Source organism: Lacihabitans sp. CS3-21, assembly GCF_024343675.1.
In the GTDB taxonomy this organism is placed as follows: domain Bacteria; phylum Bacteroidota; class Bacteroidia; order Cytophagales; family Spirosomataceae; genus Leadbetterella.
In genome coordinates, this window is record NZ_RJUD01000010.1 from 54,364 (window position 1) to 79,998 (window position 25,635).

22 protein-coding genes are annotated in these 25,635 nt (G+C 35.7%); 14 read left to right on the forward strand and 8 right to left on the reverse strand.

All coding sequences use genetic code 11. The features are described 5' to 3' along the window. Window positions 1-82 precede the first annotated feature (82 nt). The 5 genes from radA (at window position 83) to EGI24_RS08295 (ending at window position 3,334) form a co-directional block, all read left to right on the forward strand. On the forward strand, window positions 83-1,456 hold the full coding sequence (gene radA, locus EGI24_RS08275) for a DNA repair protein RadA (protein ID WP_255047899.1): 1,374 nt from the start codon (window positions 83-85) through the stop codon (window positions 1,454-1,456). Window positions 1,457-1,468: 12 nt separating this feature from the next. Beyond that, the gene (locus tag EGI24_RS08280; protein WP_255047900.1) at window positions 1,469-1,927 is read left to right on the forward strand and encodes an Lrp/AsnC family transcriptional regulator; all 459 of its coding nucleotides are present in this window, start codon (window positions 1,469-1,471) and stop codon (window positions 1,925-1,927) included. A gap of 25 nt (window positions 1,928-1,952) precedes the next feature. Then, entirely contained in the window at window positions 1,953-2,108 is a 156-nt protein-coding gene (locus EGI24_RS08285; RefSeq protein ID WP_255047962.1) for a DUF5522 domain-containing protein, read from the forward strand. Window positions 2,109-2,202: 94 nt separating this feature from the next. Next, window positions 2,203-2,442 carry a 50S ribosomal protein L28 gene (rpmB, locus tag EGI24_RS08290; protein ID WP_255038089.1) on the forward strand — a complete coding sequence of 80 codons (240 nt, stop codon included), beginning with the start codon at window positions 2,203-2,205 and terminating at the stop codon, window positions 2,440-2,442. 76 nt (window positions 2,443-2,518) lie between these two features. Next, on the forward strand, window positions 2,519-3,334 hold the full coding sequence (locus EGI24_RS08295) for a purine-nucleoside phosphorylase (protein WP_255047901.1): 816 nt from the start codon (window positions 2,519-2,521) through the stop codon (window positions 3,332-3,334). Here EGI24_RS08295 and EGI24_RS08300 read toward each other — a convergent pair. Beyond that, on the reverse strand, window positions 3,331-3,951 hold the full coding sequence (locus EGI24_RS08300) for a GtrA family protein (protein ID WP_255047902.1): 621 nt from the start codon (window positions 3,949-3,951) through the stop codon (window positions 3,331-3,333). The genes EGI24_RS08295 and EGI24_RS08300 overlap by 4 nt on opposite strands. 105 nt (window positions 3,952-4,056) lie before the next feature. On the opposite strand from EGI24_RS08300, the gene EGI24_RS08305 reads away from it, so the two are divergent. Further along, window positions 4,057-4,926, forward strand: a complete 870-nt coding sequence (locus EGI24_RS08305) for a M23 family metallopeptidase (protein WP_255047903.1) — start codon at window positions 4,057-4,059, stop codon at window positions 4,924-4,926. Here the strand turns inward: EGI24_RS08305 and pssA are convergent. The 3 genes from pssA to EGI24_RS08320 all read right to left on the reverse strand — a co-directional run bounded on the left by pssA (window position 4,916) and on the right by EGI24_RS08320 (window position 10,029). Beyond that, complete coding sequence (gene pssA / locus EGI24_RS08310; protein ID WP_255047904.1) at window positions 4,916-5,614, reverse strand: CDP-diacylglycerol--serine O-phosphatidyltransferase; 699 nt, start codon at window positions 5,612-5,614, stop codon at window positions 4,916-4,918. The two genes, EGI24_RS08305 and pssA, sit on opposite strands and share 11 nt — an antisense overlap. After that, window positions 5,611-6,249, reverse strand: a complete 639-nt coding sequence (locus EGI24_RS08315; protein WP_255047905.1) for an MBL fold metallo-hydrolase — start codon at window positions 6,247-6,249, stop codon at window positions 5,611-5,613. Before EGI24_RS08315 ends, pssA begins: the two co-directional genes overlap by 4 nt. A gap of 69 nt (window positions 6,250-6,318) precedes the next feature. After that, entirely contained in the window at window positions 6,319-10,029 is a 3,711-nt protein-coding gene (locus EGI24_RS08320; protein ID WP_255047906.1) for a PAS domain-containing sensor histidine kinase, read from the reverse strand. Window positions 10,030-10,218: 189 nt separating this feature from the next. Here EGI24_RS08320 and EGI24_RS08325 point away from each other — a divergent pair, with 189 nt between their 5' ends. The 8 genes from EGI24_RS08325 (at window position 10,219) to EGI24_RS08360 (ending at window position 18,471) form a co-directional block, all read left to right on the forward strand. Then, on the forward strand, window positions 10,219-10,746 hold the full coding sequence (locus tag EGI24_RS08325) for a hypothetical protein (RefSeq protein WP_255047907.1): 528 nt from the start codon (window positions 10,219-10,221) through the stop codon (window positions 10,744-10,746). A gap of 77 nt (window positions 10,747-10,823) precedes the next feature. After that, window positions 10,824-11,144, forward strand: a complete 321-nt coding sequence (locus EGI24_RS08330; protein WP_255047908.1) for a YtxH domain-containing protein — start codon at window positions 10,824-10,826, stop codon at window positions 11,142-11,144. A 64-nt stretch (window positions 11,145-11,208) separates the two neighbouring features. Further along, the gene (locus tag EGI24_RS08335) at window positions 11,209-12,114 is read left to right on the forward strand and encodes a dihydrodipicolinate synthase family protein (protein WP_255047909.1); all 906 of its coding nucleotides are present in this window, start codon (window positions 11,209-11,211) and stop codon (window positions 12,112-12,114) included. Between the two features lie 6 nt (window positions 12,115-12,120). Beyond that, on the forward strand, window positions 12,121-13,122 hold the full coding sequence (locus tag EGI24_RS08340; protein WP_255047910.1) for a 4-hydroxyproline epimerase: 1,002 nt from the start codon (window positions 12,121-12,123) through the stop codon (window positions 13,120-13,122). Window positions 13,123-13,200: 78 nt separating this feature from the next. Beyond that, window positions 13,201-14,469, forward strand: a complete 1,269-nt coding sequence (locus EGI24_RS08345; RefSeq protein WP_255047911.1) for an FAD-binding oxidoreductase — start codon at window positions 13,201-13,203, stop codon at window positions 14,467-14,469. A 46-nt stretch (window positions 14,470-14,515) separates the two neighbouring features. Then, window positions 14,516-16,318 (forward strand): TrkH family potassium uptake protein, encoded by a 1,803-nt coding sequence (locus EGI24_RS08350; protein ID WP_255047912.1) that lies wholly within the window; start codon window positions 14,516-14,518, stop codon window positions 16,316-16,318. 11 nt (window positions 16,319-16,329) lie between these two features. Beyond that, complete coding sequence (locus EGI24_RS08355) at window positions 16,330-17,025, forward strand: TrkA family potassium uptake protein (protein ID WP_255047913.1); 696 nt, start codon at window positions 16,330-16,332, stop codon at window positions 17,023-17,025. 150 nt (window positions 17,026-17,175) lie between these two features. After that, complete coding sequence (locus EGI24_RS08360) at window positions 17,176-18,471, forward strand: OmpA family protein (RefSeq protein ID WP_255047914.1); 1,296 nt, start codon at window positions 17,176-17,178, stop codon at window positions 18,469-18,471. A 90-nt stretch (window positions 18,472-18,561) separates the two neighbouring features. Here EGI24_RS08360 and EGI24_RS08365 read toward each other — a convergent pair whose 3' ends face one another. From EGI24_RS08365 to EGI24_RS08380, 4 genes are all read right to left on the reverse strand, one after another. Beyond that, the gene (locus EGI24_RS08365; RefSeq protein ID WP_255047915.1) at window positions 18,562-19,074 is read right to left on the reverse strand and encodes a hypothetical protein; all 513 of its coding nucleotides are present in this window, start codon (window positions 19,072-19,074) and stop codon (window positions 18,562-18,564) included. An 89-nt stretch (window positions 19,075-19,163) separates the two neighbouring features. Further along, window positions 19,164-19,946 (reverse strand): hypothetical protein, encoded by a 783-nt coding sequence (locus EGI24_RS08370; RefSeq protein WP_255047916.1) that lies wholly within the window; start codon window positions 19,944-19,946, stop codon window positions 19,164-19,166. 93 nt (window positions 19,947-20,039) lie between these two features. After that, window positions 20,040-23,288 carry a glycoside hydrolase family 3 N-terminal domain-containing protein gene (locus EGI24_RS08375; RefSeq protein WP_255047917.1) on the reverse strand — a complete coding sequence of 1,083 codons (3,249 nt, stop codon included), beginning with the start codon at window positions 23,286-23,288 and terminating at the stop codon, window positions 20,040-20,042. Window positions 23,289-23,415: 127 nt separating this feature from the next. Continuing rightward, on the reverse strand, window positions 23,416-25,629 hold the full coding sequence (locus EGI24_RS08380; RefSeq protein WP_255047918.1) for a DUF5916 domain-containing protein: 2,214 nt from the start codon (window positions 25,627-25,629) through the stop codon (window positions 23,416-23,418). Window positions 25,630-25,635 lie beyond the last annotated feature (6 nt).

Genomic DNA, 25,635 nt, shown 5'->3' on the forward strand with positions numbered 1-25,635 from the left:
GATATTAATTAATATTTTCAAGAATTGTACTATTAAACGTATATTGCGATTTATTAGTACAAAATTAACGAGTCTTTAACAAATGGCTAAGCTAAAATCGGCCTATTTCTGCCAAAGTTGTGGGTACAACTCACCAAAATGGTTAGGTCGCTGTCCCTCATGCAACGAATGGAATACCATTGTAGAAGAATTAATAGCAAAAGACGAGCCAGAAAAGGGTTCGTGGAGGTTTGGGAAGTCCTCCAAATCAACAAGTAAGCCAAGGCTTATTTCTGAAATCAATAAAACGGAAAAGTATAGAATAATAACTGAGGACGCTGAGTTTAATCGGGTATTAGGTGGAGGCTTGGTGCCTGGTTCACTAACATTGGTAGGAGGGGAGCCAGGTATCGGAAAATCAACGCTCATGCTGCAATTGGCACTGAGCTTATCCGATTATACAATTCTATATGTTTCTGGCGAAGAAAGCGAGCAACAAATAAAAATGCGTGCCGAACGATTGGCTTTTTCAAACGACAGATGTTATGTACTAACTGAAACCGCCACAGATATTATTTTCAAACAAATTGAACTCATAGAGCCTGATATTGTGATTATTGATTCCATTCAGACTTTGGTTTCACCTTTGATAGAAAGTGGGGCCGGAAGTGTTTCACAAGTAAAGGAATGTGCGTCTGAGGTTATGAAATATGCCAAAGAATCTGACGTGCCAGTTATCATGATTGGACACATCACCAAAGACGGTTCATTGGCTGGCCCAAAAGTACTCGAACACATGGTTGATACAGTTTTGCAGTTTGAAGGCGATCAGTTTATGACTTACAGAATCCTAAGAACTACCAAAAATAGATTTGGAAATGCTTCAGAATTAGGAATATATGAGATGCTAAGCAATGGGCTACGTCAAGTCAGCAATCCTTCTGAAATATTGATTTCAGAGAAAAGCGAGAGCATCAGTGGAGTGGCCATAGCGGCCATGATTGAAGGAAACAGACCGCTACAGATTGAAATTCAATCATTGGTTAGCACTGCCAATTATGGAACTCCACAGAGAAGTAGCAATGGTTTTGACCCTCGCAGGCTTCAAATGCTTCTAGCCGTTTTGGAGAAAAGAGGAGGCTTTCGATTGGGTACGCAAGATGTTTTTTTGAACGTTGCGGGTGGTCTGAAAGTAGAAGATCCAGCTATTGACTTGGCGGTATGTGTTTCGATTGTATCGTCTTATGAAGACTTGCCCGTGAACCATTCATTTTGTTTTTGTGCAGAATGTGGCCTTGGGGGTGAAGTTAGGCCTGTAAACCGCATAGAAAGCAGGATTTCGGAAGCCGCTAAGCTGGGTTTTGAAAAAATATTTATTGCAAAAAATAATACCAAAGGTCTAAATTTCGAAGACTTCAATATCAAAATAGTTCCAGTAAGTAAACTAGAAGAAGTTTTTGCTGAGCTTTTTGGGTAAAATCGTAAAAAAATGGAGCTAGACGAAATAGATAAACAAATACTTGAAGCACTTCAAAGAAATGCTCGGATTACAACCAAGGAATTGTCTTACGATTTAAAACTTTCACAAACGCCAATTTATGAGCGTATAAAAAGACTTGAAAGAGAAGGAATCATTAAAGGATATGTAGCCCTTTTAGATAAAGAAAAGGTTGGAAAACCGATGTTAACCTATTGCAGTGTTCAATTAAAAGAACATGCTAAGCCTTTTCTTGAACAATTCGAAAGAGAAGTAGTTACATTCACAGAGGTGGTAGAGTGTTATTACATTGCCGGAAATTTCGACTATTTATTGCGGGTTTTGGTTAAAGATATTAGCCAATATCAAAACTTTCTCGTAAACAAGTTAGCTGCACTAGAAAACATTCAAAATGTGCAGTCAATGTTTGTAATGACTGAAGTGAAATGGTCGACGGAAACGCCTCTTTAACTATAATTAGTAAAAGAAGTTTTTGATGAAAATATTAAAAAAGAAAATTTCGAGAAAAGCAGATTTTTATTTCAATAATGAGGGTCTTATGGTCTTCACGCGTGAATACCATCTTAAAAGAGGCTATTGTTGCAAAAGTAACTGCTTAAATTGTCCATATAAGCAAGAAATTAATAACTAGGATTTTGTTTTTTAAATATAAATTCGGATATTTGCAGCCCAATTAGGTGTTCGTTTCGAGTAAACGAAGTTTCAAAAATTAAAAATAAACAATCATGTCAAAGGTTTGTCAAATAAGCGGTAAGAGAACAAGATCTGGAAATAATGTTTCGCACGCTAACAACAAAGTTAAACGCAAGTTTTTCCCTAATCTTAAAACCAAGAAATTTTTTCTTGAGTCTGAAGGTGTTTGGGTGGAATTGAAAGTAGCTACAAGTGCTATCAGAACTATCAACAAAAAAGGTTTAGAAGCTACTTTATTGAGTGCTGCTCGTAAAGGTACATTAGCTCTATAAAAATATTTTTTTATTTTTTTTTAGATTGAATTTTGGACTATTTTAGTTTAGAATTCAATCTTTTTTTTTATCGAGAATGCAAAGAATTACAGAAACCGCAGAGTTTTTAAAAGCCAAAATCGGAAGCTTCGTACCACAGTTTGGTATTGTTTTAGGCACAGGACTAGGTAAATTGGCGGAGGAAATAGAGATAGAGTTTGAGTTTCCGTACTCCGAAATTCCCAATTTTGTGGAGGCCACAGTTGAATTTCATAAATCCAGACTGATTTTTGGCAAAATATCTGGCAAAAATGTGGTTTGTATGCAGGGTAGATTTCATTACTATGAAGGCTATAGCATGGCTGAAATCACTTTTCCGATACGGGTCATGAAATTGCTCGGCATAGAGTGTCTTCTGATTTCTAATGCAGCAGGAGGTTTAAATCCGGCCTTTCAAGAAAGTGATTTGATGATTATCAACGACCATATTTCTCAGTTTTTGCCAAGCAATCCACTTTTGGGAGACAATATATTGGGAGATAGATTTCCAGACATGAGCGAACCATATAGTTTTAAGCTTATAGAAAAAGCAAAAAAAATAGCTCTTAAGTATGGAATAACAACACTCAAAGAAGGAGTTTATGTAAGTGTGACTGGCCCTCAACTCGAAACCAAAGCAGAATATCGTATGATGCGAATGATCGGGGCTGATGCAGTAGGGATGAGTACCGTGCCCGAGGTTATTGTAGCCAGACAAATGAACATTCCAGTTTTTGGGGTTTCTGTCATTACAGATATGTGTATTCCAGACACGCTTCAGGTAGCCGAAATTTCTAAAATTATTGCTAACGCTGCTAAAGCAGAACCTGTTATGACTCTTATTTTAAAGGAGTTAATTGCCGAAGGAATTTAAACGCGTGAGTTTTTATAATCCTTGATTTTGTCGAAAAGGCCAGTTTCTACAAAGGTGAATTTTTTGTGTGTGAAATAATTGAAGATGAAACTAAATCCCATTCCTGCAAAATGGCTAATAGTACCAACTGGACTGAATTCTTTTGATTTAAATGGAATTTGCATTTTAAAATCTCCAAAAAAAGCAGTCAACACGTTTAAAGAAAGTAAGGCTCCATATACCGTGATTAAGTAAGAAAAAATCAGCACAATGGAGAATTTTAACATTTCACGCTTTGTGTTGCCAGATTTTCGACTATTAAAGGCAAATATTTTGGAAAGGATAAAACCCACTGGAAATGAGACAATAAATCCAACGGAATAACCAGCAGTAGGTGTCATGCCTAAACGGCCAATACAGTAACTTGTACCTACCAGATACTGAACAATTACTCCACTACCAGCAGCAAAAAAATATGCTAAAAGTGATTTTCGTTTTTTTATTAAATTTATTGCTTTTTTCAAAAGGATTAGAATCGTTTTACAAATATCTTGATTTTCAAATGTTTTTACAAGTCGTTTTCTATTCTTATTAAAACTTTGTTGTTTCTGCTCTTTTAGAAACGAAAGTTTATTCATTTTTATTGGAGTTTCTGTCTCCAACTTGTTGCTTACCCATTGTTATGCTATTATCTTTGCTCATCAGTGCTAAAATTTAATTCTAGAAATACTATTAAAACAGCCATGCTTCTAAATATTCTTTTTACAGTTTTTTCGGTTTTTGGCCTGAAATCCGATCACGTAAATCCGTTTGCGTTTTCTGATGATTCTACCGTTTTTACTAGATATAAAAAACTATTGGTAAATGTGCGTGAGAAAAAAATAACCCCATTCGAGGCAGAGTTGGAGTTTAAAAGCATTATGATTGTGCTCAAAGAAGCATATCCAAACACTTTAGACTCAAGTCAAAGTTCTAACCTTGTTTTTCCATTGACAAAAAGCAATTATACCGCAGTTGGAGGTTCGGGTACAGGTTTTTATGTCAAAGAGTTCAATTTGTTTGATCACACGGTTAGTGGAAGTCACCCTGCTCACGATATTTTTATATTTGATCCAGACCAAGACTGCATTGATAATAGAAAACAAGAGTATGTAGACATAGTTTCAGTAGGAAATGGTGTCGTTTTAGCTGTAGAAAAAGACTGGACCGATACTTCAGAGTACCGTGGAGGTAACTACGTTTGGGTATTTGATTTTGAACGTGGTGGACTTTGGTATTACGCTCATCATAGGAAAGTAGTAGTAGAGCCTGGGCAAATTGTGAGGCCTGGAAATAAATTGGGCGAAGTAGGAAGAACAGGCTTTAATGCAAAAAATAAACGATCAGATACACACTTACATTTGATGTATTTGGAAGTAGACAGTTTATATTATCCACAACCCAAGAATTATTACAATTGGTTAAAAGAAGCAAATACGGTAAGTAAATCTACACTTGCAGAAACATTAAGAAATAAATGGGTAAATGTGACTTTTTTGAGTCCTAAACCACCCAAGAAACTTCCAGTAAAAGATTTTAAACTATCTATAAACAGCGTTAAACTTAGGAAATAGGTTTCTTGTTCTTCATGACTGCTATTGATAACAGAATGTAAATCAATATAATAAGTGGAATGGCTGCCAACTTGAAGGCAAGAATAAGGAGGATGCAAGCTATCAGAAATATGAATTTCATCTTGTTATCTTTCCAACTGAAATTTTTAAATTTCAAAGCAAATAGTGGGATTTCAGCATTGAGTAAAAAGCTAAATAACAACACATAAGCTATCAGGACCCAAGGGTTATTTACAATCTCACCAAGCCTTCCATAATCATTAATCAAAAACGGAAATGTAGCCACCACCATGCCGTTTGCTGGCGTGGGCAAGCCAATAAAGCTATCAGATTGTCTGGTGTCAATGTTGAATTTTGCTAATCTTAGTGCCGAGGCGGCGGCCATTATGAAAGCTGAGTATTTCAGGTATTCTGGTTGAATATTAGCGTTTTCTATTAGTTTGTAAATGATCAAAGAGGGCAAAACGCCAAATGTAACCACATCTGCCAAAGAGTCTAATTGTTTGCCAATCTCGGAGCTGATTTTAAGCAATCGAGCTACAAAGCCATCCAAGAAATCCAGTATCAAAGCCACCAACATTAAAATGGAAGCATTTGCATACTCAGAATTTAAGACCATAATGATACCTAAACATCCACAAATGAGGTTGCCTAAGGTGATGAAATTCGGTAAAGTAAATAGTTTCATTTAAGAAAGGGGTTATGTTTTTTCTCGTCACCTATGGTAGTGGGCTGCATGTGACCCGCGTAAACAGTATATTCATCTGGTAAAGTAAAGAATTTTGTTCGAATCGAATGAATCAATTGTTCTTGACTGCAAAAAGGAAAGTCTGTTCTTCCAACACTTCTATGAAATAGGCAATCTCCACCAATGATAAAGCTACCGCTTCTGCAAATAAATGCCACATGACCAGGAGCATGTCCAGGTACATGGATTACTTCAAGTTCTGTTTTTCCAAATCTGAATATTTCTCCTCCATTTAACGATTTGTCGGCTTCAACGGGTTCATATCCAGGTATACCCCACGTTTTACAACGATTTTCAACATCGGCCAAAATCGGCAGGTCTAAATCATGAAGGTAAATGTTGACATTGAAAGTTCTTTTGACAAAAGCTGCTCCAAAGACATGATCCAGATGTGCATGGGTCAATAAAAGTGCTTTGACTTGTAGTTTATTTTCAACAATAAAATCTTTGAGTTCTAGTTTTTCAGCTTGTGAAAGGCAACCGGGGTCAATTATTACGGCATCAAGCGTGTCATCATATAAAACGTAGGTGTTTTCAGAAAAGGGAGAAAATACAAAAGACTTTATCTTTGTCATCAATGCAATAAAATTTTAGCAAATATAACAATAAAGCATTGTTGCATATTTATCATCTTATATTTAAAGTCAGTTTGTAGGCAAGTCAATAAAGAATGTAGTGCCTTCGTCTTCCACAGTTTCAAACCAAATATTTCCACCTGCGTGTTCTATTCCTCTTTTTGCCATGGCCAACCCAAGACCTGAGCCACCGACTTTCGTACTAAAATTAGGAATAAATACTTTTTTTCGAATATTTTCTGCAATTCCGCTTCCGTTGTCTTTCACTTCTATCATTCCGAAATTCTCTTCTGCATTTTTATAAACCTTTACTTTTATTTCAGGCTGACGAATGGGGGGGACACTTTGTATACCGTTGAGTATGAGGTTGGTAATTACTCTGTTCAGTAACATTCTATCTCCAATAACATATATTTGCGGATCCTTAGATTCAAAGTCAATCTTGATGTTATTGTTTTGTGAGTATAAGTCCACTGTTTTTTGAACAGCGGGCACCAAGTCAAAACGTTCATTTCTAGGAACTGGCATTTTTGCAAATTCTGAAAATGAATTGGCAATTTCACTAATGTTATCAATTTGTTCAGTAAGTGAGTTTAAAGCCCTTTGTATTCTATCTCTGGATTTTGGGTCATCCATAGGTAAAGTTCTTTGAAGTTGCTGAATAGAGAGCTTCATGGGCGTCAATGGATTTTTTATTTCATGGGCTACTTGCTTGGCCATTTCACGCCATGCAGTTTGTTTTTCACTTTGTGATAGGGCCACCTTGCTTTCATCCAATTTCTTTATCATTTTGTTGTAAGACTTGGTCAAAAGGCCTATTTCATCATTTGATTTCCATTCTATTGTTTCGTCTAACCTATCAAGATTGGTCTTTTTTAGTCTTTGAGCAATCAGTTTGAGAGGAGAAGTAAGCTGTGAACTGGCGAAATATGAAGAAATCAAAAGTATCAAAAACATCAATAAGAAGATAATCAAGATGGTGGCTACTACCTCTTTAACTTGTATATCCAGCAATGTTTTTGCATCAAAAAAAGGAATTCCAACCACACCATAGTTCTTGTTTTCTTTGCCTTTAACGGCTATGTAAACGGTTTTATAGCTAAGTTCTCCAAGAGATTCATTGGTGAGTAGTTCGTTGGCTTTTTGCTCTAAAATCTTGTTATAGGCCTCAGGATTTAGGTAATTTGATAATAGATGATATTGATACACCAAAGGCCTGGTAGTGAAGTTTAGTCTTCCTTTGTTGTCAAATAGATTAATATCAAGTTTTGTGTTTCTCGCCAATTCGTTAATTTCACTCTCAAAATACGCTCTGCTGGTTTTATTAGTTTGAAAATTCTCAAGATGATATTGGAGCGTATTTGAAATATTTTTTGTGTTATCGACAAACGATTTCTCTTGAATAGAGATCAAAGTAGTTCTCACCACACTCAAAGTTAAAATAATAAGTACAATCAGCGGTAGCAGGAATGCTGCATTGAGATAAAACTGGATTTTGGTGGAGAAATTCATTGAAAAACTCTTGAATCCATTGAGTATACTGAACACTAAAAGCAATACAGAAATCCCCAATATGGAGATCAAGAATAAGAACGAAAAATTGGAAAGGAGATTCTTCCAATAAGCATTGGGTTGAGAAATTATGATTTTTTTACCTTTTTGCCCCTTTAACGCAAAGTGAGAATAGCCCTGAATGATTTTTTCTTTTTGGTAAATTTCAACACCATCAAGCTCAATCATAGGAAAGTACATCAAATAGTTGAAGCTTCCTGAGTTATAAACCACAGAGTTGTTTTTGTCAAAAATGGCATAGCTGTAATTTTTCGATTCTGGGTTTTGTACAAATTTCTTATCTAAAAGAAGTTCAGGATAAACACTTGCCACGTTTTCGTCCTTGAGTTTTAAGTCTAAAACTACCGTTCCTATTTTTTCTACACCATCATAAATATCATTAAACGAAACATATTGTTTGATAAAGCTATTTCCAGTTTCATTTATAAAAAATACATTCGGTAAATCTGTTTTATATTTAGCATTATTAAATCTCGTATTTAAATCCACCAAGTTTTCAGAAGCATCTGCATCGTCCAATGTCAAACCTGAGGCATCATAAACTTTAACTTCTACATCATATTTATCAAAATACATGTCTAATAAGTCGTCCTTTATTTGTTGTTTTATAGATTCAGAAACTAAGTCTTGTCTCTTAAATGATGCCACAATAGACTCGTTGCTTCTAATGATTTGTCTAAATCTGTCCAACAAACCTTCGCCAAGTAGGTCATTTTCAGCCAAATATCTTTGTCCAAAATTGTTTTTGTCTAGAATGCTTTTCTTGGCTTCTTGGTTTTCAACTGTTTTGACAGAAATCAGGGCAAAGCAAAATGCGGCAAGAATAAAATAAAGTAAAGTCTGAAACCTAAGGGTGTAAAAGTATCTTGAAAGCTTGAAATAATAAACAATCCAGAAATAAATGCCAGCAAGAATGAATGCCAATTCAAGACCTGAAATAAAATAAAAAACAATAATGCCAGCTAAAAAGCCATATAACCAATGAAAAAAACCAAATTTGATATTGACTTGCAGTTTTAAAAATAAATTTATGGCAATGTGCGAACCAATGAAAAAATTCCCCAAAACAAAAAAGTAATACACGAAACTGATAATCCTGAACTTGCTCATTCCCAAGTTCATCGAGTATCCAATATTATATAACGAATCCTCGTAAATGTCAACAATTTGTGTACCACAGAAATGAGCTATGACCATCACTATGATTACAAGTAATACTGAGATTACACTTTTGATGAACGGTTTAGTTTTGTTGAGTTGGAGAAAAAATCTAGTACGATAGTAATATAGAGCAAGAATGGCCAAAAAAATCAAAATGAAAAGGCCATTCAATACTGTATCACCAAGCGTAGGTGCTAAAAACGAACCATTAAAAAAGCTTGGGTTGAATACTTCTTGGTTTAGGAATTTCCAAGGTAGCCCAGTCATAAGCAGGGTTAACCTCAAAAATAATAACGAAAAAAGCAAAAGTAGAATCGCGTAACTAAATTTATGCTTATATAAAAGCTCTTTGATTTTGAATATGACATACAAAATCAAAAAAACTAATGCTGCTATAAATATGCAAAGCGTTACTTTTGGAATGCTAGAGTTTATTATCTTTTCGTTCTCAGGAACTTGATAATAAAAGAGTGCTTTTTTTGAAAAATCTATTATTGATTTACTTTTCTCAAATTCTTGACCTGATATTTTTAAAGGGGCAGGATGAAAAATATCCGTGTTATAGCTAGATTGGAGGTAATCATTTTGGTTTTGGTAAAATCTGTATAAATTTATTAAGGAAAAAACCTCAATGGTGTCTTTATTGACAAAGGTTGATTTTTTTTGGAAAATTACTTGGTTTTGAAAGTAATTATCATAAAATATATCACCACGATTAGCTATTTTTTCATAATTCGGTACGATTCTATAGTCTGACCAATAGGCTATTTTTTTGTTTTTGAATATGAAATAGGGGTATTTTGTGGCAACTTTAAGTTGTTCAAACGAAGCAAACTTTTTTTGATTTACTTGCTTAATTACTTGATTTATTTCAAAATCTGAAATGAGTAATTCTCTCGTAATATTTTTTTGTAGCGTGGTTTGGTATTGGCCAGCCAGATTGTTTCGAGAGTTTTTTTCTACTAAAAAAAAATAGCACACTCCTATCAATAGGGTTATTAGCCCTAAAACAAGGAATATATTTTTTCTTAAATTTGAAACTTTCATTTTTTTCCTGGAAACATTTTGCCGAGCTAAAAAACTTGATTTTGGATACTAAAATTACTAAAATCATGCCAAAAACTGTAAGAGGTTGCTTTTAGTATTTCATTGATAGGATGTATATTTAATAATTTTTTTTAAAAAACATAAAATGCTACCTATCTGATTTTTTTAGTCTCGAATATTACTGTAATTTTGAGCAAATATATTTTTAGAATGACCAATGAGTTTTTGGGTTTTGTTGGGGTTTCGGTTTTAATTGTTGGGGTATTTTTCTTGCTTTACAATTATTTTTTAAATAGGCATTTTAGCTTTGCAAAAATCAAAAGTCAGCAAGAAATAGCCTTTCCTTTGAGGCTTCAAGCCTATGAGCGTATGGCTCTTTTTTTAGAAAGAATCAAGCCCGAAAACATGTTTACAAGACTAAACTTTGTGGACCTAAGTATTTCGGATTTACAAAGTGCGGTCATTTCAGATATAAAAAACGAACTAAACCACAATATTGCCCAGCAAATTTACATAGAACCAGCTACTTGGGATAAAATTGTATTGGCTGCAAATTCAACTGCTTCAGATTTAAATCAAAGTATTATCAGTCATCAGGGGCTTGGAGGGTCTAAAGAAATTGTGTTACATATACTTAAGAATCAGGATTTAAACTGTACAAATAATATTAACTTAGCCTTGGAAACATTAAAATTTGAGATTCAAAAATATTTCTAAAATGTATTTTAATTTACATTTTCGATTCTCAATTTTAAACTTTAATTTTATTCTATTAATCAATAAAAATTACAACAATGAGCGTAACATCTAAACATCTAGCAACTTTTATTCTTGGTGCTGCTGCGGGTATCGCCTTGAATAAATATTTGAACACTGAAGAGGGAGAAAAAGTGATGGAGGACTTAAAAACTAAGGGTAACGAACTTAAAGATGAGGCCGAAGCAGCTATTGAAAAAGCTCCTGAATATTTTGAGGACTTAAAAAATGGTGCAAGTACAAAATTTAATGAGGTCGTGCAAAATCTTAAAAATCAATATCCAGAGGCAGAAAAAATGATTACGGATATGTTTGCCAATCTCATAAAACCAAAAACAGACATCAAGCCAGAAGCTTAATATTATTTTAATAAGGCTTTCCTCTTTTGGATGAAAGCCATTTTTTTTCAACAAACATTTATTTATGAAACCACTTTGGACTGGGGTGTACCCTGCTGTGACGACTAATTTTTTTGAGGATCAAAGCCTAGATTTTCAAACTTTCGAAAACAATATCAATGAGCAAATAAAAGCTGGCGTGCATGGCATAATTGTCTGTGGCTCATTGGGTGAAAACGGTACACTTTCTACTGATGAAAAACTTGCTTTGCTAGAATCTGCTAAGAAGGCAATAGCTGGCAGAGTGCCATTAATCATGACCGTAGCCGAATGCGTAACCGCTGAGGCTGTAAGTTTTGTGAAAACTGTAGAACAAGCTGGTGGAGATGGTTTTATGATGTTGCCACCAATGAGATATGCTTCAGATGATAGAGAAACCTTACATTACCTACACAAAGTTGCCGATGCCACAGATTTGCCAGTGATGGCCTATAACAATCCTGTGGCCTATAAGACATTTTTGTCGATTCCTATGTTTAGGGATTTGGCTCAAAATCAACACTTTGAGTCTATGAAAGAGTCAACGGGAGATATCAGATACATGACGGACATTATTAATGAGTTTGGAGGTAGATTTAAGATATTGAGTGGTGTGGACGACCTAGCCTTTGAGAGTCTTGTAATGGGTGCTGATGGCTGGGTTGCTGGTTTGGTTTGTGGATTTCCGAGAGAGACTGTGGTCATTTACGAACTTGTTAAGCAAGGCAGAATTCAAGAAGCTCGTGAAATTTACCGTTGGTTTTTCCCTCTTTTACATTTAGATATTGGTAATAAATTTGTTCAAAACATCAAACTGGCCGAAACGGCGGTTGGAATAGGAACTGAAATGGTTCGTGAGCCGAGGTTACCTTTAGTAGGTCAAGAACGTCAAGCAGTACTTGATGTCATTGAAAAAGCACTAAAAGTAAGACCAGTTTTACCTCAAATTTAAGCTTTGATGGAAAACGTATTTCATTGTTTCGATGCCCATACTTGTGGCAATCCCGTGCGGCTGGTCTCAAGTGGTGGACCAGATTTGGTAGGTGAAAATATGTCTGAAAAAAGGCAACATTTCCTAAAAGAATTTGACTGGATAAGAAAAGGACTCATGTTTGAGCCAAGAGGGCACGATATGATGTCTGGGAGTATTTTGTATGCACCGAGTGACCCTCATAATGATGTGGGCGTGTTGTTCATAGAGACCAGCGGTTGCTTACCCATGTGCGGTCATGGCACTATTGGCACTATTACGATTGGTATAGAAAAGGGTCTAATAAAGCCTAAAGTTGAGGGGAAAGTAAAGATGGAAGCTCCAGCAGGGTTGGTGGACATTTCATATAAATCAGAAAATGGTAAAGTGAAGTCTGTAAGGCTGACCAACGTAGCTTCTTTTTTATATAAAGAAAACTTAAGCGTTGAATGTCCTGATTTGGGAACGCTCAGAGTAGATGTTTCTTATGGTGGAAATTTTTACGCCATTGTGGATGTCCAACAGAACTTCCCCGGCCTAGAATATTTCAAAGCCGATCAGTTAATTTCTTGGTCGAGAGTGCTAAGAGAGAGACTCAATGAGCAGCACACATTTGTTCATCCTGAAAATGATTCAATAAATGGTCTAAGTCATATTCTTTGGACAGGTGCTGTCATAGATGAAAAATCTACTGCTCGCAATGCCGTATTTTATGGCGACAAAGCCATAGATAGATCACCATGTGGCACAGGTACTTCAGCCAGAATGGCTCAGTGGGCTGCCAAAGGCAAACTAATAGAAGGAGAGGAATTTGTACACGAAAGCATTATAGGAAGCAAATTTGTGGGTAGGATAGAAGGCAGAACCAAAGTTGGTGATTTTGATGCGATTTATCCAAGCATAGAAGGTTGGGCCAGAATTTATGGCGAAAATGTAATTACTATAGATGCCGAAGACGATCCCTATGCCTTTGGTTTTCAGGTGATTTGATTTCAATTTTACGCTTTTTTCTGGAAATGTTTTTCTTTTGAAAATGGAATGTTTATTTCATAAATAATACAAGTTTTTATGGTTCAGAAACCAATAGCGATAATAGGTGGAGGAATAATAGGTTTGTTTTCCGCTTATTACTTGCTCGAATCGGGTGAGAAAGTGGTTGTCATTGATAAATCTTCAGGGAACGAAGGCTGTTCATTTGGCAATGCAGGTATGGTGGTTCCGAGTCACTTTATTCCCTTGGCTTCTCCTGGGATGATTGAAAAAGGACTTAAATGGATGCTTGATAGTGAGAGTCCGTTTTATGTTAAACCCCGAATTTCACTCGAATTATTGAAATGGGGACTACAGTTTTACAAAAAATCAAATCAAAAGCATGTTGATAGCTCTGTACCACTTTTGAGGGATTTAGGCCTGATTTCAAAATTACTTTACCATGATTTAGCCCAAAAACTCAAGTATTCTTATGAGGAGAAAGGCTTAGTTATGTATTGTAAAAAGCAAAATACCTTAGATGAGGAAGCTCATGTGGCCGAGTTGGCAAACAAAATAGGAATTGAGGCTAAAGTGTTAGATATAAAATCAATACATAAATTAGAACCAGAAATACGCCCTGAAGTAGCGGGTGCGGTTTATTTTCCAGGAGATGCACATTTGAACCCAACTGAACTGATTGAAAGTTTAAAAAAATATTTGGTAGATAAGGGAGTTGTGATAAAGCATAATTCTGAAATGATCAATATTCAGACTGTTGGTGATGAAATTACTTCATTGGAGATAATGAATGATGAACAAAAAGAGATGCTGGAAGTAGGAAATGTCGTATTGGCTGCAGGTTCTTGGTCTGGTATATTAGGAAAAATGTTAAGGCTGAATTTGCCTATGCAAGCAGGAAAAGGCTATAGTGTAAGTAAATCACAAGTGCCTAATAAAGAGATATTTATTCCAAATATTTTGGTTGAAGCCAGAGTAGCTATAACGCCGATGTCTGGTAGGTTTGTACGATTTGGGGGCACTATGGAAATCGGCGGCTTAGACAGTACAATAAATATGAATAGAGTGAGAGGAATCATAAAATCGGTACCTGAGTTTTTTCCAGATTATGCACTCGATGTGCCAAAAAAAGAAGAAGTTTGGTATGGTTTTAGGCCTTGTTCGCCAGACGGATTGCCTTACATTGGATATTCGGGAGCCTATAAAAATCTTTTCATAAATACTGGTCATGCCATGATGGGAATTAGCTTAGCTCCGGCCTCAGGTAAGCTCATAGCACAGCAAATTTTGGGCAAAAAAACAGAAATGGATTTAAATGGATTTTCGGCTCAAAGGTTTGGTAATTAGAATCCCATGTTTACCTTTGGCATCTAAAAAAGTAAAAAACTAAAATTTGGGCTTAAAAGAAAAGTGGGTTGACTACGAAGATAGATTTTTTAGGGTCAAAGAGGCCATAGTAAGGAGGACAAATAGATTAATTTTCTTAACCTTAGCTTTTGGCTTTTCGTTGGTAATTTATCAAATCGGTTTTCCTAAAGAGCAGTACGCTGTGGATTGGGTAAATAGTGTTTTGAGACAAATTCCTAAACTACTTATGTTATTTTTCCTGTTCAAATGGACATTAAAGATTATTTTAAGTACCAAGAAAATAATTTTTGAAAGGAAACATATTTCTGATTTTGTTATTTTCTTCGTGTTTTTTGTTTTTAATATTTTCAAAAATCAAAATGCGATTTTCGCTAGTGAGTATTTTCTTTATTTATTAATTGCCTCTTTCTTTTTTCTTCGTTTTTTGTCGGTTTCTACCGAAGTCAAAAATTCATTGTTGAGCCCTTCCATTCTTTTTACTATATCCTTTAGTTTCTTAATTTTTTGGGGAACTGCTATGTTGTTGATACCGAAGGCGACCAACGGAAATCTGAGTTTGATAGATTCGCTTTTTACGGCTACCAGTGCAGTTTGTGTTACTGGATTAGCCACAGTTGACGTTCCCACAAAATTTACAGGTCTTGGGCAAGATATTCTTTTGGTTTTGATTCAAATCGGCGGTCTCGGTTTAATGACTTTTACCAATTTCTTTGCCATTTTATTTAGAGGTGGAATGTCTTTACGTAATCATCTGATATTGAGTAATATAATTGAGACAGATGAGCCAAGCTCTTTGTTTTCGATATTGAAAAAAATATTGTTTTTTACACTTTTAGTCGAGTTCCTGGGTGCTATTCTGATATTTATTTTTACAGCAGGTACTTATCCAGGTACAAACTACGATTATTGGTATTTCTCATTTTTTCATGCCATCTCGGCATTTTGCAACGCGGGTTTTTCCAATATGGCAGATGGATTGTATAATGTGAATTTGAGGAAAAATTATAATCTTCAAAATGTCATTTCATGGCTCATTATTTTAGGCGGAATCGGTTTTCCGGTGGTTATTGAAATTTATAATGCCATGAAATACTACACCAAAAGTACTTTGAAACTATTTTTTTTTGGGGAAAGGTTCAGTTTTCAGGCCAAAAGTCTTTCGGTTCATAGTCGCCTAGTCTTAAGTAGTACTTTCGTGCTATTGGCCGTAGGTACTATTGCATTTTATTTTCTTGAAAAAAACAATACCCTTGCAGAACATACTTCTTTGTATGGGAAACTTTCTGGTTCCTTTTTTGGCTCTGTTACACCTCGAACGGCTGGATTTAATACAGTAAATATGGGAAATCTGATGCAAAGTACCATTCTTTTGTATCTTCTGCTGATGTGGATAGGTGCAGCACCTAGTTCCACAGGTGGAGGTATTAAGGTAACTACTTTTACCTTGGCGGTTTCTAATGTTGTGGCTTTGGCCAAAGGAAAAACTAGAATTGAATTGTTTCGCAGAGAAATATCACAAAGTTCAGTCCAACGAGCATTTGTGGTCATATTTACATCCTTTATGATTTTAGGTGTCGCTATTTTTCTAATGTCCATATTTGATCCGCAAATTCCGCTACACATGGTGGCTTTTGAATGTTTTTCGGCTTATGGTACTGTGGGTTTGTCTTTAAATCTTACACCGTCAATATCGGATGGAAGCAAATTGGTATTAATAGTTTGTATGTTTTTGGGTAGAGTAGGTCTATTTACAATGCTTTTCGGAATATTTAAAAAGGTAGATTGTGATTCTTACAGATATCCAAAAGACAGTGTTCAGGTAATGTAAAATATTTTTTTATGAAATATATCGTAGTTGGTTTAGGTAATTTTGGTTCAACATTAGCCATCAGATTAACCACAATGGGGCACGAGGTTTTTGGTGTCGACAGCCGATTTGAGGTCGTTGATCAGCTCAAAAACAAAGTTACACATGTGATTAGTTTAGACACCTCTAAGACCAGTGCTTATGGTAGTTTGCCCATCAAAGAGGTTGATATTGTGGTAATTGCCATTGGGGAAGACGTTGGAGCTTCGATAATAACCACGGCTCTCATGAAACAATTCAATGCCAAACAAATCATAGGTAGAGCTATTAATCCTGTCCATCGAACGGTACTGGAGTCAATTGGTATCGAAACCATCTTTAATCCAGAAGAATTGGCCGCAGAGATGTTTGCTAAACAGCTCGAAATGAAAGGTATCGTAGAATCTTTCGACTTGTCGGACAATTGTAGTATCATAGAGCTTCAAGTACCCGAACGCTACATTGGGCGAGAACTTTCTACAGTTGATTTTGAGCAAAAGTATGATTTGCAATTAATTGCCATTAAGCATTTTGAAGAAAAGAAAAACTTTTTAGGAATGAAAACCCAAAAAGCCTCGGTAGAGACCAAACTAAAGGCTGATCATGTATTTACAAATGCTGATATATTGGTGATGATGGGTGAACTTAGAAATTTTGAAAGTATGATAGGAAAAGATATTAGAGATTGAGTTTTTAAATAATAATTTCTATTGAAAGTGTGTCATTTTTCCTTAAAAATGACACACTTTTGCGTTTTTATGATTAACACTTTTTAACAAACACCTATCAAACTAATATTTATTATTTTGCGTTTTCAAAATAAATCTCATTAAACTAAAATGAAACAAATTATCACTTTTTTACTTTTGTTTTTGAGCTTAGGGGTTGATGCACAAGTGACTTCCAACCCAAAAATCAAAAAGAAATCTACCAAAGATGTTTTCATTAACAAAATAGAAATCACCGATCAATGGACAGTTTTCTCCATGCAGTTTGTGGCAAAAACTTCCAAAGAAATTTTAGAGGAATATTTAAAGGATAATCCAAAGGAAAAGGAACAATTGCAAAACATGAATCCAATGATGCGAAATATGATTTTGCAACAGTTTATGCAGCAGCAAAATACCAGTACGATTAGTTTCCAGCCAAGTTCATACATTAAAACTTCTGATGGAAAGAAATACAAATTCATTAAAGCAGTCGACATTCCGACAGCTCCCAATCGTCAAGATGTGGAGTCAGGCAAGAAGTATTTTTTCAAGGTTTATTTTGATAAATTGCCAAAAGGATTTGAAACCATAGACCTCATTGAACACAACAGCGACAGAGCAGATAATTTTACTTATTGGAATTTCTTCGGAATCAGTATAAATAATCCAGATGAAAATGCCAAGCCGAAAGCATTGGCTGCTGCTCCAAAAGATGAAATTGCTGACCAGGAATTAGAAGAATTTAAGTTGTTTGGCAAAGTGATAGATGCTGCAAGTAATAAGCCGATTTCTGCCAAAATCCTTTGTTATGATTCCAAGACTCAGCAGATTATTGACTCTGTACAAACTTCAAAGTCAGGCTCTTACGAGTTTTTAATTGCTTCTAGTGAGGTTTTGTATAAAATAAGTTCTAATGGCTACAACAGCTTGGAAGAGTCTTTTGATGTAGGTGCTTTTTTGAAAAAAGGTAGTTTCCAAAAAGACTTGTTTTTGGAGCCGTTTGCTCAGCTTAAAGTTGAACAAGAAGTTAAGCCTACAGAAGAAATTAAGGAAGAAAAAATTGGTGTTCCAGTGAATCCTGAAAGATCAACTTTTAAATTGGATAAGGTATATTTTGATCTCGGGGAGTCCAATGTTTTGCCTGAATCTTTTGAGCAATTGGATAATTTGGCTACATATTTAAAAGAGAATCCAAGTCTAAAAATCCAGATTGAAGGCCATACAGATAATCAAGGCGACTCAAAAGCCAATAAAAAATTGTCTTTAGAAAGAGCGTATAATGTTCGTGAATATTTGGTGAGTAAGGGAATAGCAGGCAATCGAATAAAGTTTGTTGGTTTGGGGGATACACAACCCGTTGCGACAAATGATAATGAAGAAAATAGAAAACTCAACCGTCGTGTAGAGTATAAAATAATTGACTAATTATTAAGGGTTTATAGGGTTAAATAGACAAAAAGAGGAGTTGTGCTCCTCTTTTTTCTTTTTTAATAATTCCTTTTATAGAAGTCTCTATTAACTTTTAAATTGATGTTCGGTTTCTTTAAAAAGTATGTTGAAGGTAGTCATAGAGCCATAGCATCGTGAAATGTATTGTTGAATATCTACTTTAGCTTCATCATCAAGTTCAGAGGCGTTTATTTTTTGCTCCATAACACGCAGTCTGTCCCGCATCATCACTATTTTGTGAAAGAATGTATCAACAGGGATTTCTTTAGACGATAAACCCACCTTTCCGGGTTCTAGGATCATCTTTCCACCTTTCCATTTGTCGCCAAGTGGAACGATTTCTGATGCATCCAGCCAGTTTTGTAGAATCTTGGTCATTGATCTTTCAACCTCAAATAAACTTACCAAATCTGTAGAAAATGGATTTTTATGAATGATTTCAATTTCAGCGTCTAATTTGATTTTCCGCGTTCCATCTTCAATAAAAGTTATTTCGTAACCGTCAGATTTTACATTTATTACTACACCGGCTCCAAATGTTGCGTGTTTGATTCTTGATCCTATTCCTAATAATTCCATAAAAATTGTATTGTTTTGAATCGAAGATTTCAAAAGCTATGCCAAGGAATTAAATAGAAGTATTTTATTGAAAAAAAACTCAAGGATAACTAAATTTTACTGCTTAATTTTTTAAACAAACTATAAGAAAAACTAGATGCAATAACCACAATTAGTAGGAGTGCTGTTTGTGCTATTTCAGGATTTTCTGAAGTTTGTCTTTTCGAAAAAATACCATAGAAAGCCCAAATAATGACTAATGCATAGGCAAAATTGGCTCTTTGAAACAACATAAGTACAGCTAAGCCCGCCCCAATACTCAGCATTATAATGGTCCATGTACTTTCTGTTAGCGGGCTTCCAGTCCATCCAATTGTGACGAATAATGCCGTAATATTTGCGATTGTTGCCACAGAAATCCAGCCAAGATATACGTTTATTGGCGTCTCGATGGATATTTTCTCAACTAGCGTCTTATGTTGTATTTTTTCATTGTTTAGAAAAAGCACAATCAATGTCAAAAGAAAAGCAATCATAATCAGTACAGACAAAGTCACCATTTCATAGTGCCAAGCCAGAATCCAGCTTATATTCAGCAGATTGGTTAATCCGAACAAAATTTGACTTTGTACAGTAAGTTTTTGAACAGTTTTTTTGTTAAATGATACCCAAATCTGATAAACTACAAAAACTAAAAGAAGCAAATAAATCACACCCCAAATGGAAAAGGTAAAACCTGCGGGTACAAATAGATTGGGATATTGGTCAGATAGTTCTCCAGTACTTTTACCGTTTATGGGAAGCGTTACTGCCAGCATATTGACATAAACAACCGCCATAAATAGAATTAAATTAAGAATAGAAAGGATGGGTTTTTTGTTGAAAGATGACATCGTTTTTTTAGTTTAGAACTATAAATATGTTAAATATATACAAAAAAAAGCCTGATATTGTTTTAAAATCAGGCTTTTAGTAAAATATTGCCTTTACTTTCCTTTGATCGACTTTATTATTTGATTACCCACTTCCGTCCGAATATTTAAAGATGAGATTTTTGTATTGTCTCTTGTCGGATACACTCTATTAGAAAGAAATACATAAACAAGCTCCAATTCGGGATCTACCCAAGTATATGTGCCTGTATAGCCTGAATGTCCATAACTTTTCGAAGAGGCCAATTGCGGGCCATTGCTGATGTTTTTATTGAAATCCAGTTTTTCGAATGCAATTCCCCTTCTGTTGCCCTCGTAGGGGAACTGATAGTCGGTACAAAAATCTATAATTTCGGGTTTTATGTATTGTTTACCCCCAAAACTACCTTTTTGGAGATACATCTGCATGAGTTTCGTCAGGTCATTGGCCGATCCAAAAAGTCCAGCATGGCCTGAGATTCCGTTGAGCATGCCAGCACCTTCATCATGAACACGACCATGAATAAGCGTTTTTCTAAAAAGCGTGTCCTTTTCGGTTGGTACAATTCTATCCAGACCATAAAACCTTCTTGGATTATAAGTTAGTGTACTTGCTCCAAGGGATTTATAGGTTGTTTTTAGGTAATCTTCCCAGGTTTGGCCAGTTATACTTTGTACAAAAGCGGGGTAGGTATAATAATGCAAATCGCTGTAAACATAACCCTGCTGTGGTTTTACAGGTGAATCTTTAATTTGGTTCATGATAAAGGCCACTCTATCTTTATTCATAAATAGCGTATCTGCCACTTCGACGCTGTATTGTTCACTTTTGGTATTGCTAAATATTCCCGGCAACCAAGTGATGGTTTTGGTATTGAGGCTTTTAGCCCAAATAGTCTTGTCTTTTTTCAGTGTAGCGGCATAGTCAAGGGTATATTTTGGTTTGAGTTTTAATATTCTTGCCAAAACGCCTTGTTTTTTGTAATTTTTAATCACCAAGTTTTCTAAAGTAGGATTCATTTTCACAGCTTTTTCGATAGTGGCTAATGAGTCTATACAATCCATCCAAAAGGGTATCCAAGCCTTTAATCCCGACTTGTGTGTTAGCATGTTTTTGAAAGTCAAATTCTCTTTGTTTGAGTTTTTGAAGGGTTCATAATAATCTCCGAAGGTTTTGTTTAGGTCAAATTTATTTTCGGACATCAATTGCATTACTGCCAAGGCTGAAGTACTTATTTTGGTAACGCTGGCAAAATCATACAAGTCGTTTAATTCCACCATCCCAAGAATTTTTGGATCAATACCGTTTGTTGTAGCTAGATTTTTTAGGTTTTGTAATTCTTTAGGGTTGTCCATCACATCTGATTTGTTTCCTGTTTCAAAATTACTTTTCGCCCGCAATTTGTTTTTTAAATCGTCGGCTTGTTCGTAGGTATGAAAACCAAAAGCTTTCTGATAAATCACTCGGCCATTTTTAGCTACTTGCATTACTGCTCCGGGGTACGCTTTTTCTTTGAGTCCGAGGTTAATTACGGAGTCAATTCTTGCATTAAAAACTTTGCTGTCCAAGCCAACCATTTCGGGAGTTCCATACGAAAGTCTGCCATTTTTTTGAACCAACAAACCATTGTTTAATTTGAATTTATCGTTCACTGATACGGCCAATCTTCCATTGCTTTCTATCCCCCCAAAAACAGCCATTGCCGCGGCTTCCTCCATATATTTTGTGAGTTGATTGGCCAGAATAAGTCCATCAAAGTTCTCCACACCGTCAATTTTTCCTAAAGCATATGGATTTCCAAAAATCACTAGGACTGCGTTTTTTTTCTCTGACAAAGCCTTAATTATTTGGTTATTATAAGCGTTTACGCCATAGTTTGCTCCAGGTCTTATGTTGGCCAAATGTAATCCAATGATGAGATTTTCGGCTTGCAAAGCTTCTTCGATAATTGCCTTACTTTGTTCGAAAGTAGCATTTGGTGCAATAGAAATTGATTTGGTATCGGTATAATTGGCCGCCATTTTCTGAAAAGGAGTTAGCCCAATGGCATCTATTGATAATACAACAGTGTTTTTAGAAATATCCTTGATAGGTAAGATTTCTTGATGGTTTTTTAAAGTTACAACCGATTTTTCTGCAAATACTCTGTTCAAATGGTCAGACTTTAATGTGTTCAAGTCTTCTATTAAGTTGTTGATTTCTATTGGTTTATAGTTATCTAAGCCTACCCAAGATTTCGCTTTTAATATCTTCCTTACTCTTTCATCCAAAATTTCAATGCTCAATTGTTTTGTTTCAATGGCTGTTTTTATGGCTATTACGGCGGTTGGAACATCTTCAAAAGTCTCAAGAATGTCATTTCCTGCTAAAATTGCCTTCACCAATGCCTCTCCGTTGGGAAAATATTTTACGGCACCTTGCATGTCCATGGCATCTGTAAAGGTCAAACCTTCAAATTTTAAGTCCTTTCTTAATAAATCAGTCACTATTTTGCTTGAAAAAGTGGCGGCTAAGTTTTTGGTAGTATCCAGATTTAATACACTTAAATGGGAGGTCATTACTCCACTCAATCCATTTTCAATCAGGAATTTATATGGATAAAGTTCATTTTCTGATAAATGTGCTTTGTCATGCGAAATGATTGGCAAATCATAATGTGAGTCTACTCCTGTGTCTCCATGTCCTGGAAAATGTTTTGCTGTTGAAAGAATTCGTTGGTTTTGTAGGCCTGTCATGTATGCAAATGCCTTTGAAGTAACAGAAATTTTATCCTCGCCAAAAGAACGGAAATTGATTACTGGATTTTGAGGGTTATTGTTGATATCTACCACCGGAGCGTAATTGATGTGCACCCCCATTCTTTTGCATTGAAGACCCACTTCATTTCCCATTTCTTGAATCAGACTTTCTCCGCCTTGCATACTTCCAAGAGCCATTTGGTAAGGAAAACGAACTGTACTGTCGAGCCTCATAGCCATTCCCCATTCTAAATCCATTCCTATTAACATTGGCGTTTTGCTTATAGCTTGCAACTCATTTACAATTCTTGCCTGAACGGAAGGCTGACCTGCAAAAAAAACGATTCCACCGATTTTATAATCTCTTACCCATGCCTTCAATTTTTCTGGGTCATATCCTTTGCCAGAGGTATTACCTCTTGGCATGAGCAATTGCCCAATTTTTTCTTCAGTAGTCAGATTTTTTAATGTATTTTCTACCCAAGATTCATTGTATTTAGTCAAGAATTCGGGTTTCTTTTGGGCAAAAATTGAGCTATTAGAAATTAGAATTATGGTTAGCGTTATTTTTAAGAGTTTGTTCATTCTAGAAAAAGGTTATTTTATTCAAAAATAGTGAATGCGTGTTTTAAATCGAGGTCGATCTGCTTTTTATTTTGAATTATTGAATATGTCATCAAGCCTTTTTTAAGGATTCTTTTTTGATGAAATTTTAAAATTGCTTCAAATAGCTGATTTTAGCAATTGCATGATCTTCGCGAGCTCTGGTTTCAGGTCGTAAGGTTGAATCAAACTGACGATTATTAAATACCAAGTATAAAAATGAAAGCGGTTGGTACTCCCAAGCTAGCCTAATGTTATAGTTATTGGCATTTTGTGACAAATCCTTTTGGTAAAATCCGATCAGTTGAAATCTTGGATTTAAAGCTAAACGACCTTCAATGGCCAGCAAATCTACAGTTTTGTAGGTATTTTCAGTGCCGACACCTTTGAAATTATTTCTATTGGCAGAGGCATTTAGGGCTATATGCGGGATTGGTGAAAAATTAATTTTGAAGGTCGTTGTATTGAGTTTACCATCGAAATATTTTCCATATTCCCCGTTCCAGTTGAAACTCAGTTTTTTAGAACCATCGCTCGACCAATAGATGGTGTGTCTGGCGTAGTTATATTTACCAAGGCCAATTTTTACCCTTAATGGATTAAAAGGCTCGAGTAGATTTTGACTAAAAATGGTATAAACATGGCCTATAAAACCTCCAGACTGCAACATATACCAAAATGGGCTCAGGCCAACCGATGACTCGGTCAATATTTTGGTGCTGGCCTGGTGGTAAGTCTCGACTAATAAACTTGGTTCATAAGATCTGAAAATCTTTTTCAGGGGAACAAGCTTTTCACGGTTATAATAAAAAATGCCTGGTGTTGTTGTAATAACGTCCTTTCGTGAAACAAACCCTACCTCTGGATTATAATTCTTTGTAATGACTGATTGCGTCCACCACAGTTTCCATTGGTTATTTGCATAATAATATTGGGCTGAACCTGCAAAACCCGATTTCTTGATTTGGGTGTCATAAGTGCTACTTACCATCCAGTTGAGCGAATTTGCTGCATCAAACCTAAAAAAACCATCTAAAGTACCTGATAAATTGGTGTTGATAGTGTTTTGTTTAGTAGTAAAAAGACCGCCTATACGCTTTTGTCCACCAAAATTCCTTGAATATCTTCCAATACCAAAATTTGTACTTAAATCATTGACCTCATCACGCTGTCGAATATACATGGCTCCGTAATTCGACTTGGCTGAGCGATGAACGAAACGAGAACCAACATTCAATGAAATTGGGTTTCCAGCAGCATCTAGCCCAATCTGACGACTGAAAAACGGCTGAATACGCATGGAACCACCAGATAAATCAGCTCCAGGGCCAATGCTTGTTCCAAAAAGAGATGCATTTTCTAGAAAAAATTGCCGTCTTTCTGGGAAGAAAACACTGAATCGGGTGACATTATTAACTTGTCTGTCGGCATCGGCTTGTGCAAAGTCAGTGTTTACAGTTAGGTCTAATACTGAATTAGGCGTTATGGCCCATTTTATTTCTCCTCCAAGTTTTACTTTCGTTTGCTCTGGTTTTTTAACAGCGATGTTTTGATATTTATCAAATGATGTCAGTAAAAAAGGTTGCACACGAATATTTGGAGAAGGTGGAGGGGGCTTTAAACCAGTAATTTTACCTGCATAATCCATTCTTAAAACATTAAATGACCTTGGAAAAAGTGAAAGAGCGTAGTTTTCGTTGGTCATTCTGCGGCTTCGGTTGAGGTTATATCCCCATTCTGATGTTTCAGTTGTTGGCTTGTTATATCTGAGTGTTTTCCATGGGATGGCGAACTCGGAGTACCAGCCAGAATCTGTCCTAGAGGTTCTGACTTTCCAAAGTCCATCCCAGTCTAGGTCTATTAAAGTGGCATCAAAAGAGAGGAAATCTCTTTGAACGCCGTGTGGGTTTGTGGTAATCACCATGGCATTCCGTCCGTCGTTGAATCCGTCAATGGCCATGCCCAAATAGTCTGAAGTTCGGGTATTGAAATCTCTTTTGAAGTCTATTACGCGGATAGATTTTTTCCCCAAAGTATCTCGATTGAAGACGCCAATATATAAAAATTGCTTGTTAAAAAGTGCCCTTGCAATGGTTTGCTGTTTCGGAATGGCTCCTTGAAATGGATCTACTTCTAGGAACTGATCAAAAGCCTTGGCTTTTTTCCATTCTTCGTCTTTTAATTGCCCATCAATTTTCAGGTTGGTCTGAATTTCTGTAGCTTCAAATTTTACTTTATCAACATTTGGTTTGAAAATTTCGGCATCTTGAGCTTTAGCAATAGTTGCAAAGGTCAAAAACAGAAATAGTGATTTTTTAAGCATTAGGGT

Bases quoted from the DNA above. Each gene is read 5' to 3' on its own strand.
- radA (WP_255047899.1), top strand. From the start codon at position 83: ATGGCTAAGCTAAAATCGGCCTATTTCTGCCAAAGTTGTGGGTACAAC.
- EGI24_RS08280 (WP_255047900.1), top strand. From the start codon at position 1,469: ATGGAGCTAGACGAAATAGATAAACAAATACTTGAAGCACTTCAAAGA.
- EGI24_RS08285 (WP_255047962.1), top strand. From the start codon at position 1,953: ATGAAAATATTAAAAAAGAAAATTTCGAGAAAAGCAGATTTTTATTTC.
- rpmB (WP_255038089.1), top strand. From the start codon at position 2,203: ATGTCAAAGGTTTGTCAAATAAGCGGTAAGAGAACAAGATCTGGAAAT.
- EGI24_RS08295 (WP_255047901.1), top strand. From the start codon at position 2,519: ATGCAAAGAATTACAGAAACCGCAGAGTTTTTAAAAGCCAAAATCGGA.
- EGI24_RS08300 (WP_255047902.1), bottom strand. From the start codon at position 3,951: ATGAATAAACTTTCGTTTCTAAAAGAGCAGAAACAACAAAGTTTTAAT.
- EGI24_RS08305 (WP_255047903.1), top strand. From the start codon at position 4,057: ATGCTTCTAAATATTCTTTTTACAGTTTTTTCGGTTTTTGGCCTGAAA.
- pssA (WP_255047904.1), bottom strand. From the start codon at position 5,614: ATGAAACTATTTACTTTACCGAATTTCATCACCTTAGGCAACCTCATT.
- EGI24_RS08315 (WP_255047905.1), bottom strand. From the start codon at position 6,249: ATGACAAAGATAAAGTCTTTTGTATTTTCTCCCTTTTCTGAAAACACC.
- EGI24_RS08320 (WP_255047906.1), bottom strand. From the start codon at position 10,029: ATGAAAGTTTCAAATTTAAGAAAAAATATATTCCTTGTTTTAGGGCTA.
- EGI24_RS08330 (WP_255047908.1), top strand. From the start codon at position 10,824: ATGAGCGTAACATCTAAACATCTAGCAACTTTTATTCTTGGTGCTGCT.
- EGI24_RS08335 (WP_255047909.1), top strand. From the start codon at position 11,209: ATGAAACCACTTTGGACTGGGGTGTACCCTGCTGTGACGACTAATTTT.
- EGI24_RS08340 (WP_255047910.1), top strand. From the start codon at position 12,121: ATGGAAAACGTATTTCATTGTTTCGATGCCCATACTTGTGGCAATCCC.
- EGI24_RS08345 (WP_255047911.1), top strand. From the start codon at position 13,201: ATGGTTCAGAAACCAATAGCGATAATAGGTGGAGGAATAATAGGTTTG.
- EGI24_RS08355 (WP_255047913.1), top strand. From the start codon at position 16,330: ATGAAATATATCGTAGTTGGTTTAGGTAATTTTGGTTCAACATTAGCC.
- EGI24_RS08360 (WP_255047914.1), top strand. From the start codon at position 17,176: ATGAAACAAATTATCACTTTTTTACTTTTGTTTTTGAGCTTAGGGGTT.
- EGI24_RS08365 (WP_255047915.1), bottom strand. From the start codon at position 19,074: ATGGAATTATTAGGAATAGGATCAAGAATCAAACACGCAACATTTGGA.
- EGI24_RS08370 (WP_255047916.1), bottom strand. From the start codon at position 19,946: ATGTCATCTTTCAACAAAAAACCCATCCTTTCTATTCTTAATTTAATT.
- EGI24_RS08375 (WP_255047917.1), bottom strand. From the start codon at position 23,288: ATGAACAAACTCTTAAAAATAACGCTAACCATAATTCTAATTTCTAAT.
- EGI24_RS08380 (WP_255047918.1), bottom strand. From the start codon at position 25,629: ATGCTTAAAAAATCACTATTTCTGTTTTTGACCTTTGCAACTATTGCT.